This is a genomic window from Sphingomonas sp. (assembly GCF_025362505.1).
Classification (GTDB): domain Bacteria; phylum Pseudomonadota; class Alphaproteobacteria; order Sphingomonadales; family Sphingomonadaceae; genus Sphingomicrobium.
The window spans coordinates 1-13,042 of sequence record NZ_JANYGG010000084.1 but is presented as its reverse complement, the minus strand read 5'-3'; the positions used below and the strand labels follow the sequence as shown (position 1 = coordinate 13,042).

Sequence of the window (13,042 nt, the reverse complement as noted above, 5' to 3'; positions counted from 1 at the left end):
GAACTCAACATGGTCGCGGTGACCGACTGGATCGACCCCGCCGAGCTCACCGGCGCAGCGTGCGCGGTAATCCAGGTCGACGCGGATACGCCGGCCTCGATCAAGCGCTTCGAACGGCTTGCCGCTGCGACCGAGACCCCGCTGCTGGCGGCCTCGTTCGAACCACCGCTGGCGCTCGTCCGCGCGCTGATCCGCGGCGGCGCGCACGATGTCATTCCCTTGCCGCTCGACCTCGCAGAGCTCGAGACCTCGCTCCAGCCGTTGCGCGAGCTCGCCACCGAGCGCCGCCATTCGGGCAGCAACGGCCGACGCAAGCTCGTCACCGTCATCAAGGGCGAGGGCGGGGTCGGCGCCACCTCGCTCATCGCGCAGGTCGCGACCCGCTTCGCCGCGCGCGAAAAGGCCGCCGGGCGCGAGGCCTGCCTGATCGACCTCGATGTCCAGTTCGGCGACGCGGCGTTCCAGCTCGGGCTGCAGCCGGCGCTCAACCTCGCCGACCTGATCGAGGCCGGATCGCGGGTCGACGGCGAATTGCTCCGCGCGACCACTGCGGCGCATCCCAGCGGCCTTTCGATCGTGGCGGCGCCGCGGCAGATCACTCCGCTCGAAAGCCTGGCGAGCGACCAGATGCTCGGCCTCGTCGAAACCGCGATGCGCGAGTTCGGCACGGTGTTCGTCGACCTCCCCCACAATTGGAGCAACTGGTCGCTGTCGCTGCTTGCACGGTCGGACATCGTCCTGCTCGTCACCGAATTGCGCATTGCCAGCCTGCACCGCGCCAAGCGCCAGCTCGACCTGATCGCCAGTCAGGACCTCGGCAACCTCGACGTCCGCATCGTCATCAATCGCGCCGAGAAAGGGCTGTTTCGCTCGCTCAAGGCCGAGGATGCCGAGCGCGTGCTCGGACGGCCGATCTCCTACACCGTCGCCAACGATCATGAGACGATGTCGGCGGCGATCGAACGCGGAATTCCGGTCGCCGAGATACGCCGCCGCGGACCGCTCGCGCGCGACCTCGATACATTGACCGCCGGCCTTGTCGCCGCGTTAGGCGTGGAGCAAACATGATGTGGCAGATCCGTAAACCGACCGATCGCGGCGTCGGGGCTACTCCGGCCGAGGCCGATCCGGAGCGCGATCTCGAACATCGCCGGCTGATGACCGTCGGCGATGCCGGCGCCTTCGCCAAGCGCGACATCCATACCGACCTCAAGGTGGAGCTCCACCAGCGGCTGCTCGACCTGATCAACCTGTCCGCGCTCGACACCATGTCGCGCGCGCAGATCCAGGACGAGGTCGGCGACATCATCGAGGAGGAGCTGGCCAAGCAGCGCCACGCCCTCAACGCCGCCGAGCGCCTCCTGCTGACCGACCAGGTGCTCGACGAACTGCTCGGGCTCGGGCCGCTCGAGCCGCTGCTCAAGGACGCCACGATCACCGACATCCTGGTCAACGGCCACAATCAAGTGTTCGTCGAACGCTACGGCCAGCTCGAGCCCTCGCCGGTGCGATTCAAGGACGAGCGCCACCTTTTGCGGATCATCCAGAAGATCGTCTCGGCGGTCGGTCGGCGGGTCGACGAAAGTTCGCCGCTGGTCGATGCCCGGCTCGCCGACGGCAGCCGCGTCAACGCCGTCGTCCCGCCGCTCGCACTCGACGGCTCTCTGCTGTCGATCCGCAAGTTCGCCAAGATACCGATCAGCCTCGACCGGCTGGTCGAGATCGGCTCGGTCCCGGCACAGGTTGCCGAAGTGCTGAAGGCGATCGTCGGCGCGCGGCTCAACGTGCTCATCTCGGGCGGCACCGGGTCGGGCAAGACGACCATGCTCAACGCCATGTCGGCCTTCATCGACGACCGCGAGCGAATCGTGACGATCGAGGATTCAGCTGAACTCCAGCTCCAACAGGCGCATGTTGCCCGGCTGGAAACCCGCCCGGCGAACATCGAGGGCAAGGGCGAGATCGCCCAGCGCGACCTGGTCAAGAACGCGCTGCGCATGCGGCCCGACCGGATCATCGTCGGCGAAGTTCGCTCCGGCGAAGCGTTCGACATGCTCCAGGCAATGAACACCGGTCACGACGGGTCGATGACCACGGTCCACGCCAACACCGCGCGCGACAGCCTGTCGCGCATCGAGCAGATGGTCGGCATGAGCGGGATCGACATCCCGATGCGCTCGATCCGTGCCCAGATCAGCTCGGCGATCCACATCGTCGTCCAGGTCGCTCGCCTCGCCGACGGCCGCCGCAGATTGCTCAGCCTGAGCGAGCTGACCGGCATGGAAAGCGACGTCATCACGATGCAGGAGATCTTCCGCTTCCGGCAGACCGGGATCGGCGGCGACGGCCAGGTACTCGGCCGATTCGAAGCGACCGGAATTCGCCCGCGCTTCCTCGATCAGGTCATGGCGCATGGCAAGTCGCTGTCGCCCGAGCTGTTCCGGCCCGATGCGAGTTTCGACTGATGGCCGACAGCTGGATCCGCATCCTGTTCCTGGTGTGCGTCTTCGCTGCCGTGCTGCTCGGCGTCGAAATGCTCGTCGGGCTGCTCGCCGCGCGGCGCAGCAAGGGCAAGGCGATCAACCTGCGCTTGCAGATGATCGACCGCGGCGTATCGCGTGCCGACACGATGAGCCTCCTTCGCCGCCATTCGTCGGCGCTATCGGAAAGTCTTCCGGACTTCTTCACCGGGCCGGCGCGCAAGGTCGACAGAATGCTTGTTCAGGCCGGCATCACGATTCCGACCGGTCGATTGCTGACCCTGCTTGGCGCCGCGCCAGTAGCCTTGTTCGTGATCCTTGTCATGCTCGCCGCTGCGGTCGGATCGCTAGGCGCAGGGCGCATCTTCCTGCTGCTCGTCGTCGCGATCGCGTTGGGGCTGGCCCTGCCGCTGATGTTCTTCAGCATGCGCGCGGCCAAGATGCGCAAGAAGATCATCGAACAATTTCCGACCGCGCTCGACGTATTCGTCCGCGGCCTTCGTGCGGGCCATCCGATCGCCGCTGCGCTCGACCTGCTGACGGTCGAAATGTCCGACCCGATCGGCAGCCAGTTCGGCCTGGTGGTCGACGAAGTGACCTATGGCGCCGACCTGCGCGACGCCCTCGAGGCGATGGCCGACCGCTGGGACCTCGATGACATGCGGATGTTTGTCGTCAGCCTGTCGGTGCAGAGCGAGACCGGCGGAAACCTTGCCGAGATCCTCGAAAATCTGTCGACCGTTATCCGCGAGCGAGCGTCGATGATGATGAAGGTGCGCGCGCTGTCGAGCGAAGGGCGCATGTCGGCGATCATGCTCACCGTCCTGCCGGTTGGCTCGTTCATCATGCTGTTCATTCTCAACCCGGGCTTTTTCCTCGACGTCGCCGACGACAGAATGTTCATCCCCGGCTTCGGCGGGCTCATCCTGCTCTACATCACGGGCGTGCTGATCATTCGCCGCATGGTCGATCTGAAGGTCTGAAGATATGACCGAACTCCTCGTCAATTATCCATCGCTGCGGTGGGCGCTGCTGGTCTTCCTGTTCCTGGCGGTGGCACTTGCCAGTTATGCCATCGTGACCCTCGCGGGGCAGCGCGGCGAAACCCGGCGACGGCTGGCGGGCGAAACGAGCGGCCCCACGGTGGCGCAAGCCGCGGATGCCAATATCGCAGCGGGATCGCTGCGTTCCGACACGACGCAAGGCCTGTGGGTCAACCTAATCGGCGCGATCGAGAAGAGCGGCATTCCGCTGGTCGACAGCAAGGATGAGACCCTCAGGACGAAGATGGTCGCCGCCGGCTTCGCTTCGCCGCTCGCGCCGCGCGTCTATTCGCTGGTTCGCCTCGGACTGGTCATTGGCCTTCCCGTGCTCTTCTTCGGTTGGCTGGCGCTGACCGGACAACGCCCCAGCGTCGCCAAGCTTTACCTCTATTCAGTCGTTGCCGCCGCGATCGGGCTGTACATTCCCACGCTCTACATTCGCGCTCGCGCGGCGCGGCGACAGACCGAATTGATCAATGGGTTTCCTGATGCGCTCGACCTGATGCTGGTGTGCGTCGAGGCCGGGCTAGGGCTTGAGGCGGCGTTCAGCCGGGTGGGCATGGAGATGACGCGCTCGCACCCGCTGCTCGCCGAGCAGCTCGGCGCCGTCGTCCTCGAGCTGCGCGCCGGCCGCAGCCGCGAGGACGCGCTGCGCCGCATGGCCGACCGGGCCGGCGTTGACGAAATCCGCGCTTTCGCGACGCTTCTTATCCAATCGACCAAGCTCGGTTCGTCGATCGGCCAGACGCTGCGCGTCTACGCCGCCGAAATGCGCGAGAAGCGGCGGATGCGGGCCGAGGAAAAGGCGCATAAACTTCCGGTCCTCCTGTCGATCCCGCTCGTCGTATGCATGCTGCCGGTGATGATCGGCGTGCTGATGTTGCCGGCGGTGATCCGGGTAGTCAGAGTGTTGCTGCCGGCGTTGGCCGGACGTGGGGGAGGCTGATCATGAGATGCAGGAAGGTTGTCGCCGTTGCGGCACTCGCGCTGTTCGCCGCGTCGTGCGGCACGTCGGGTAAACTCGCGATCAAACCCTTGCCCAGCGCGCTCGCCGAAGGCCGTCACCCGGTGTCGTTTCGCGTCGCCGAGGCGCTTGGTCAGTTCGCGCTCGGCAATGTCGCCCTGGCGCTCGAATCCTATCGCAAGGCGCTCCGCGACGAACCGGCGAGCATCGACGCGCTGACCGGCGTCGCCGCCTGCTACGACGCGATGGGGCGCTACGATATGTCGCGCCGTTATTATGAGGAGGCGCTGGCGCTCGCCCCGGCGGACACCCGCCTGCTCCGCATGCTCGCTGCCTCGCTGCTCCAGCAAGGTCGCGCCGAGGAAGCCGCCGCGGTTCGCCGCGAGGCTGCGGCGCGGATCGCGCTGGTCGCCGCCGGCTCCGCCGCGACCGTGAGCGCCAGCCCCTCGGCGCTCGTGGCATCGTCGAGCATAAACCTGCCGCCGCCCCTGCCACTGCCCGTTGCGCGGCTCAGCGGCGAGACGACCGTCCAGCTCCCGGTCGCCCGGCCGCTGCCGCTGGCGATTGCCGCTTCGGCCAAGGACGCGCGCGGCACCCCGCACCTCGAACGATTGTCGCTCGGTGAAGTAGCGCTGGTCACCGTGCCAACGCCGGTTCGTCAATCGACCGTCTACGCCCGGACTTTCGGCGCGTCGCCGACGCGCGCCGCTGCGACGACGACGCCGGCACGGAGCCTGGCCCGAGCCAAGGCGGTGCCCGCTCCGTTGCTCGTGCTGAACGCAGCGCGGAGCCAGGGTCTGGCCGGGCGCGCGCGGCGCTATCTATCGAGCCGCGGCTTCGCCCAGGCGTTCGTCGGCGATGCACCGAAAGTCCGGGCGCGGACGGTGATCATCGCGCCCGCATCCGAGCGAGCGCGGGCCGTGAAGCTCGCGCGCAGTTTCGCGGTCGTTCCGTTGATCATCGAAGGGCGACGGCTGACCGTCGTGCTCGGTCGCGATGCCATGAGCCAGCCGGCGCTACGGGTCTGATGCTGCTCCTCGCCGCCGCACTGGCCGCGGCAAGCCCGGACATCCCGCTTGGCGAAGCGCGCCACGCGCTGACCGCTGGCCGCCTCGACCAGGCGCGGACGATGATCGCCAACGCCGTCGCCGCCGGCGCTACGGGAGAGCCGGTCGACCGCCTGCTCGCCGACCTCGCCTTCGCCCGCCACGACGACGCGCAGGCCCTCAACCTCTACCGCGCCCTCCTGCCAAGCCACCCCGACGACGCCGCAATGGCCGAGCAGGCCGGCATTGCCGCGCTTCATATGCGCGATGTTCGAGAAGCAACGGCACTTCTCCGCACGGCGACTGCCCTGCCCGCCGCGAGCTGGCGAGCCTTCAGCGCGCTCGGTGCCGCGGCCGATGCGCGCGGCGACTGGGCCGACGCCGACGCCGCCTACGCCCGTGCCCTGACCCTCGCCCCCGACCGCGCCGAGGTCGCCAACAACCGCGGCTGGTCGCTGATCCTGCGCGGCCGGTGGCGCGAGGCGGAGACCGAGCTGGGGCGGGGCGCGTCCCTCGACCCCTCGTTGCGGCGACTCGCCAACAACCTGCAACTCGCGCGCGACGCGCTCGCGACGAACCTGCCGCCACGCGGAGCCGGCGAGAGCGACGAAGCGTGGGCGGCGCGGCTCAATGACGCCGGGGTCGCCGCCGCGGCGCAGGGCGAGCGCGGTCGCGCGATCGCCGCTTTCTCGCAGTCGATCGCGGCACGCCCGGCGTGGAATGCGCGCACCGCCGCCAACCTCGCCGCGGTCGAGGCCAGCCGATGAACCTGGTCACGCTGGCCCCCTTCTGGCTGGTTTTCGCCCTGCAGTTGACCCTGATGGCGGCCGCGCTCGAAGACGGCTGGCGGCTGCGTATCTCCAACCTCATTCCACTCACGCTCATCGCGCTCGCCTTCGTTGCGATCGTCATCGCTGGGCCGAGCATTTCGCTGTGGCAAAACCTAGTCCTGTTTGCGGTGCTGCTCCTGGTCGGGACCTTTCTGTTCTCGGCGCGCTTTCTTGGCGGCGGCGACGTCAAGCTGCTGGCCAGCTGCGGCCTGTGGTTCGACCTCGCGAGCGGATGGAAGATGCTCGTCGCAGTGGCGATTTGCGGTGGATTGCTGGCTATCCTGCTCCTGTCGATCCGACCAGTAATGCCGGCCGTCGCGCGCGGGCGGTTTGTTGCACTCCAGCCCCGCGGTGGCATTCCCTACGGGATCGGCATCGCCGCGGGGACGGCGGTAATGATCTGGCTGCTTCGTTGAGGCTGCCCATGCCTCCGAGAATGGCGTTTGCGTTGACCGGCCTGCTGCTGACGAGTGCGGCGCCCACGATCCGCTACGGCGATGGCGCCTGGGCGACCTTTGCGCGCGGGACCACGTGCGACGCAACGAGTCGGGCGGCGCGTGTTGCCGCCGATCGTGCCGAGCAGGCCTATCTCGCGATTAGTTTCGACCGATCGGGCAACCGCCACGGCCAGCTTGCGGCGAAGCTCAGCCGTCCACTCCGGCCCGGCGCGACGGTCATGCTGTCGGTCGCTAACCAGCCGTTCCTACTCGCCGCCCGCGACCGCTTTGCGTGGAGCCGAGGCCCGGCGCAGGAAGCCGCGATTATCGCCGCGATGCGCTCGGCCAGCTCACTCCGCATCGAGGCTCGATCGCCAACCGGTGGACGGTTCGTTGACAGCTATGCGCTCGATGGCGCGCCCGGCGCGATCGACGCCGCCGCCGCCTGCGCCGCACGAGCCTAGAAAAACAAAGCGATCATCGCTAGATGGGCGCTTCGTCATGAGCGCCGACACCTCCCTGATGCCGATTCCCGGCCCGATCGACCCCGTCCCCGTGGCGCGCCCGGTCACGCCGCGCGCCGATGGTCGGGTCGAGCTCGTCGGACTCGCCCGCGACGCGATCCGCGACGCATTGGAGGAAGCTGGCCTCGAACCGCGTCAGGCCAAGCTCCGCGCCAAGCAATTGTGGCACTGGATCTACAACCGTGGCGTCTCGGATATCAGCCTGATGACCGACATCGCAAAGGTGCAACAGCCATGGATCGCCGAGCGGTTCATCATCACCCGCCCCGAGGTGATCGAGGCGCAGGTGTCGACCGACGGCACGCGCAAGTGGCTGCTGCGCACACACGACGCCCATGATTACGAAATGGTGTTCATCCCCGACGCGGACCGCGGCACGCTGTGCGTGTCGAGTCAGGTTGGCTGCACGCTCAACTGCCGCTTCTGCCACACCGGGACGATGCGCCTCGTCCGCAATCTCGAACCGGCCGAGATCGTCGGGCAGGTCATGCTGGCGCGCGACGCGCTCGGCGAGTGGCCGTCGGCTCCAGAAGGCCGGATGCTGACCAACATCGTGATGATGGGGATGGGCGAGCCGCTCTACAATTTCGAGAATGTCCGCGATGCACTCAAGATCGTGATGGACGGCGACGGGCTCGGGCTGTCGAAGCGCCGCATCACGCTGTCGACCTCGGGAGTCGTCCCGATGATGGCCCGCGCCGGCGCCGAGATCGGAGTCAACCTCGCCGTCTCGCTCCACGCCGTGACCAAGGAAGTGCGCGACGAGATCGTGCCGATCAACCGCAAGTATGGCATCGAGGAGCTGCTTCAGGCCTGCGCCGACTATCCCGGCGCCAACAATGCCCGGCGGATCACGTTCGAATATGTGATGCTCAGGGACAAGAACGACAGCGACGCCGATGCGCGCGAGCTGGTCCGGCTGATCAAGCATTACGATCTGCCGGCGAAGGTCAATCTGATCCCGTTCAACCCGTGGCCGGGCGCGACCTACGAATGCTCGACGCCCGAACGGATCCGCAGCTTTTCGAATATTATTTTCGCCGGTGGCATCTCGGCGCCGGTCCGCACGCCGCGGGGCCGCGATATCGACGCGGCGTGCGGGCAGTTGAAGACGGCTTCCCAGAAGAAGAGCCGCGCCGAACTCGACCGGCTGGCCGAGGAAAAACAGGCGGCGCTGGAGGCCGAGTGAGGCTTGCGCGGCACGCGCCGCCCCGGCACATCGGGCGCGCACTGCATGAGGGTATTAAATGTCGTTGATCGGAAAGCTGCTCGGGACTCTCGTCAACAAGGGCCGCCTGACCCTCGTCACCGCCGACGGCAAGCGCGAGACATTCGGCCCCGACGCTAACGCCAAGCCGATCATCGTCCGCTTCACCGATCGCAAGGTCGCGTTCGACATCGTCCGCAATCCTCGGCTGGGGTTCGGCGAGGCCTATATGGACGGGCGGCTGCTGGTCGAGGAGGGGACAATCCTCGACCTGCTCGAGCTTATCGTCGGCGCCAACCGATGGGAGTTCGGGGGCAAGGGTCGCAAGATCATGTCGACCGGCAAGATGAGCGAGGTCGTCGCGCTGTTCCGCCGCAACCCGGCGGCCAAGGCCAAGCAGAATGTTGCGCATCATTACGACTTGTCCGACGAGCTGTACGACCTGTTCCTCGACGACGATCGCCAGTACAGTTGCGCGTATTACACCGACCCGAAGAACAGCCTCGAGCAGGCGCAGGCCGACAAGAAGGCGCATATTGCCGCCAAGCTTCACCTAAAACCGGGTCAGCGGGTGCTCGACATCGGCTGCGGCTGGGGCGGGATGGCGCTCTATCTCAACAAGGTCGCGGGGGTCGAGGTGCTCGGGGTGACGCTGTCGGAGGAGCAGCTCAAGGTCGCGCGACGGCGCGCGGATGAGGCCGGGGTCACCGACCAGGTCAAGTTCGAACTCACCGACTATCGCAGCCTCACCGGCACCTTCGACCGGATCGTTTCGGTCGGCATGTTCGAGCATGTCGGCGCCGCGCATTACGACGAGTTTTTTGCGACCTGCAAGACGCTGCTCAAGCAGGACGGGGTGATGCTGCTCCACACTATCGGAAAGCTGGGGTCGTCCGGATCGCCTGATCCGTTCACCGACAAGTGGATCTTCCCCGGCTACCACCTGCCGTCGCTGTCGCAGATGTCGGCGGCGAGCGAGAAGGTGCGGCTGATCGCGAGCGACGTCGAGACGCTACGCATCCATTACGCCTACACGCTGCGCACCTGGCTCGAACGGTGCGAGGCGCGCCAGGTGGAGATTGTCGCAATGTACGACGAGCGTTTCTTCCGCATGTGGGAATTTTATCTCGCGGGGGGGATCGTGATGTTCGAGAACGGTTCGGCGTGCAATTTCCAGGTACAATATATTCGCGACCGCTACGCGCTGCCGATCACCCGCGATTATATGGTCGAGGCGGAGGCTCGCTACCGAGGCTCCGCCTGATCCCTTACTTCCCGTGCAATTCCGCCAGCAGCGCGGGCGCCGGATAGAGTATGCGCAAGCCCTCCTCGAGCGCGGCCGTCGAGACCGCTACGGTGCGGTTGTCCTCGCCATTATAGGCATAATTGCCCGCCAGGCTGTGGATATTGCCGTCGAACGCCGCGCCGATGACGTTGCCCGCGCGGTCGATCACCGGTGAGCCTGAATTGCCGCCGATGATGTCGTTGGTGGTGACGAAGTCATAGGTGACATCGGGGTTGAGCTTCGCGCGGTTGGTGTCGAAGGCGGTCGGCAGGTCGAACGGGGCCGAGCCGGTTGCGCGGTCGTAGATCCCGCCCATCAGGGTGCGCGTGGGGACCATCTTGCCCCGCTCCATCCACCCCGCGACCTTGCCGTAGCTGATACGCAGCGTGAAGGTCGCGTCGGGATAGAGGGTGTCGCCATAGGCAGCGAAGCGGGCATCGGCGATCTTGCTGCGCGCGGAAGTAATCGGACCGGTGTACTGCTCGTCGACCAGCGCGATGATTTGGCGATCGCGCACGTCGAGCTTGCGTGCGAGGACGATCAGCGGGTCGGTCGAGGCGTCGATCGCCGCCTTGCCGCCTTGCCACAATGTACGCCGAAAGACGGGGTCGCCGAGACGCGTTCCCGCGACCAGCCGCGCGGCGAGGCCCTCTGGCGATTCTCGGCCGAGCAGCAGTTTGATATCGGCATCGTCGGGGCCGAGATATTCGCGCGCCTTGGACAGCCAGAATTCGAGCTTGAGCTGGTCGACCCATGGGGTGACGGGGGTCGCGTCGAGAAGCTGTTTTTCGAGCAGCGGGAGCGCACTGTCGCTGTAGCCAGGGAGGCGCTCGCCGTTGGGCCTGGTGCGTTCCTCAGCGGCGCGGACGAGGCGCGCAGCATAGCCGTAGAGGTCGCTGCGCGGGCGGAGGAAGCGCTGGGTGAGATAGAGGTTGCGATAGGCGGCGACGGCGCGGTCGGCGTCGGCCCAGGGATCGCCGATCGCCGCATTACCGCGTGAACGGCCACGAAGGGCGGCCTCGGCGGCGGCGAGCTTGGCGCTGAGAGTGGGATCGCCCAGCGCCTTCACGCGGCCGATGTAGACCTTGAGGCTGTTCTCGACCCCGTCGAGGTCTTCCTTGCCTTCACGGGCGCGCTGCGGGCTTTGCGCCATCGCCGAGAAGAGGCGGCCGCGTAGCTCGGAAAAAAGGAGCGAGTCGAGCGGCGCGGTGACTTGGCGCGCGAAGGCGAGTTGCGATCCCGTCAGCAGCCGCTCGGTGGTGCCGGGATTGCCAACGACGAACGTCGCCTCGCCGTCGACCGGCGCGCGCGCGGCCCAGGTCAGGTGCCGCGAAGTCGCAACCGGCTTGCCATTCTCATAGGCCCGCAGGAAGCTGCCATCGAGCGCATAGCGCGGGAAGTTGAAATTGTCGGGATCGCCGCCGAACTGCTCGGCGCGAGACTCGGGCGCCCAGACGATGCGGACGTCGGAATATTTGCGGTAGGTGTAAAGCTTGAACTGGCCGCCGCCGTAGAGCGTGACGACCTGGCAGCGGGTAGTGGCGCGGTCGGGGCAGCCCGCCCCCTCAATCTGTGCATTGGCGGCGGTGCGCGCCTTGACCGCGGCAAGCCCGGCGGCGGCGCCGACCGCGGCCTTCACCTGTGCGGTGACGTCGCGGATCGAAGTGACGACCTCGGCCTGCTGGCCGGGGCAGAGGCGTTCCTCCTCACGGGTGCGTGCGGTGTAGCCGCGCGCGAGATAGTCATGGGCGTTGTCGGACAGGTCCTGGAGGCAACTGGCGACGCAATGGTGGTTGGTGAGGATGAGACCGCTGGCGCTCACGAAGCTCGCCGAGCAGCCGCCGGTCAGGCGGACCGCCGAGGCGCGCACCCGGTCGAGCCAGGCCTGGTCGGGGGCGAAGCCATAGTCGGCTCGCATCTTGGCGGCGGGGAAGGCATCGAAGGTCCACATGCCTTCGTCTGCGCGCGCGGCGGCGAGGGGAAGCGACAGCATCGTGCCCAGCAGGGCAAAGCGGGTGGTGAGGCGCATGAGCTTCTCCAAAATGCGTAATCCTCTCACATCGGAGCAAAAAGCAGCGCCCGGCGCAAGCCATAACGCTCCTCCCGGGTTCGCGGCTTTTGATGTCGTGGCGATCGCCGTTCATCCTGCCCGCCATGAACGTGCTGCCTGCATCGCGCTTGAATGGCTCGTCGGGCAGTGGCAGGGCGCGCACGGACTCAGACGAAGGACAAGATCGCCCATGGCCGACCGCTTGCGCCGCGTGGTGCTCGCCTTTTCAGGCGGGCTCGACACCAGCGTCATCCTGAAGTGGTTGCAGACCACCTACAAGTGCGAAGTGGTGACCTTCACCGCCGACCTCGGCCAGGGCGAGGAGCTCGAGCCGGCGCGCGCCAAGGCCGAGCTCATGGGCGTCAAGCCCGAGCATATCTTCGTCGACGACCTCAAGGAGGAGTTCGTCGGCGACTATGTCTTCCCGATGATGCGCGCCAATGCGCTGTACGAAGGGCTGTACCTGCTCGGTACCTCGATCGCGCGGCCGCTGATCGCCAAGCGCCAGATCGAGATCGCGCGAGAGGTCGACGCCGACGCGGTGAGCCACGGCGCGACCGGCAAGGGCAATGACCAGGTCCGCTTCGAGCTCGGCTATTATGCGCTCGCGCCCGATATCAGGGTCATCGCCCCGTGGCGCGAATGGGACCTGACCAGCCGCACCGCGCTGATCGAGTTCGCCGAGAAGCACCAGATCCCGGTGCCGAAGGACAAGCGTGGCGAGAGTCCGTTCTCGACCGATGCCAACCTGCTGCACACCTCGTCCGAGGGCAAGGTGCTCGAGGATCCGTGGGTCGAGGTGCCCGATTACGTCTATTCGCGGACCGACGACCTCGTCTCAGCGCCCGATACGCCCGAAGAGATCACCGTCGAATTCAAGCGCGGCGACGCGGTGGCCGTGAATGGCGAAGCACTGTCGCCGGCGAACCTGCTGGCCAGGCTCAACGAGCTCGGCAAGCGCCACGGCATCGGCCGGCTCGACCTCGTCGAGAACCGCTTCGTCGGGATGAAGAGCCGCGGCATGTACGAGACGCCGGGCGGGACGATCCTCCACGCCGCGCACCGCGCGATCGAGCAGCTGACCCTCGACCGCGGCGCGGCGCACCTCAAGGACGAGCTTATGCCGCGCTATGCGGAGCTTCTTTACAACGGCTTCTGGTTCAGCCCCGAGCGCGA

The 13,042-nt window shown here is 66.9% G+C and carries 12 protein-coding genes; 11 read left to right on the top strand and 1 reads right to left on the bottom strand.

The window, feature by feature from the left end; genetic code table 11:
• From Q0R27_RS08745 to Q0R27_RS08700, 10 genes are all read left to right on the top strand, one after another.
• Nucleotides 1-1,068: pilus assembly protein CpaE (locus Q0R27_RS08745; RefSeq protein WP_293943415.1), on the top strand; the 1,068-nt coding region annotated here is incomplete at its 5' end.
• Between the two features lie 89 nt (nt 1,069-1,157).
• Nucleotides 1,158-2,465 carry a CpaF family protein gene (locus tag Q0R27_RS08740; protein ID WP_293943417.1) on the top strand — a complete coding sequence of 436 codons (1,308 nt, stop codon included), beginning with the start codon at nt 1,158-1,160 and terminating at the stop codon, nt 2,463-2,465.
• On the top strand, nt 2,465-3,463 hold the full coding sequence (locus Q0R27_RS08735) for a type II secretion system F family protein (RefSeq protein ID WP_293943414.1): 999 nt from the start codon (nt 2,465-2,467) through the stop codon (nt 3,461-3,463). The genes Q0R27_RS08740 and Q0R27_RS08735 overlap by 1 nt, the downstream gene beginning before the upstream one ends.
• Before the next feature lie 4 nt (nt 3,464-3,467).
• On the top strand, nt 3,468-4,469 hold the full coding sequence (locus Q0R27_RS08730; RefSeq protein ID WP_293943412.1) for a type II secretion system F family protein: 1,002 nt from the start codon (nt 3,468-3,470) through the stop codon (nt 4,467-4,469).
• Between the two features lie 2 nt (nt 4,470-4,471).
• The gene (locus Q0R27_RS08725; RefSeq protein ID WP_293943410.1) at nt 4,472-5,515 is read left to right on the top strand and encodes a LytR C-terminal domain-containing protein; all 1,044 of its coding nucleotides are present in this window, start codon (nt 4,472-4,474) and stop codon (nt 5,513-5,515) included.
• On the top strand, nt 5,515-6,300 hold the full coding sequence (locus Q0R27_RS08720) for a hypothetical protein (RefSeq protein WP_293943408.1): 786 nt from the start codon (nt 5,515-5,517) through the stop codon (nt 6,298-6,300). Before Q0R27_RS08725 ends, Q0R27_RS08720 begins: the two co-directional genes overlap by 1 nt.
• Complete coding sequence (locus Q0R27_RS08715; RefSeq protein WP_293943406.1) at nt 6,297-6,779, top strand: prepilin peptidase; 483 nt, start codon at nt 6,297-6,299, stop codon at nt 6,777-6,779. The genes Q0R27_RS08720 and Q0R27_RS08715 overlap by 4 nt, the downstream gene beginning before the upstream one ends.
• A 20-nt stretch (nt 6,780-6,799) precedes the next feature.
• On the top strand, nt 6,800-7,264 hold the full coding sequence (locus Q0R27_RS08710; RefSeq protein ID WP_293943404.1) for a hypothetical protein: 465 nt from the start codon (nt 6,800-6,802) through the stop codon (nt 7,262-7,264).
• Between the two features lie 37 nt (nt 7,265-7,301).
• Nucleotides 7,302-8,513 carry a 23S rRNA (adenine(2503)-C(2))-methyltransferase RlmN gene (gene rlmN, locus Q0R27_RS08705; RefSeq protein ID WP_293943402.1) on the top strand — a complete coding sequence of 404 codons (1,212 nt, stop codon included), beginning with the start codon at nt 7,302-7,304 and terminating at the stop codon, nt 8,511-8,513.
• Between the two features lie 58 nt (nt 8,514-8,571).
• Nucleotides 8,572-9,795 (top strand): cyclopropane-fatty-acyl-phospholipid synthase family protein, encoded by a 1,224-nt coding sequence (locus Q0R27_RS08700; protein ID WP_293943400.1) that lies wholly within the window; start codon nt 8,572-8,574, stop codon nt 9,793-9,795.
• 4 nt (nt 9,796-9,799) lie between these two features.
• On the opposite strand, the gene Q0R27_RS08695 is transcribed toward Q0R27_RS08700, so the two are convergent.
• Complete coding sequence (locus tag Q0R27_RS08695) at nt 9,800-11,845, bottom strand: S46 family peptidase (protein WP_293943398.1); 2,046 nt, start codon at nt 11,843-11,845, stop codon at nt 9,800-9,802.
• A 211-nt stretch (nt 11,846-12,056) separates the two neighbouring features.
• Here Q0R27_RS08695 and Q0R27_RS08690 point away from each other — a divergent pair.
• Nucleotides 12,057-13,042 (top strand): argininosuccinate synthase (locus Q0R27_RS08690; protein ID WP_293943396.1); only part of this gene is annotated, 986 nt, incomplete at its 3' end.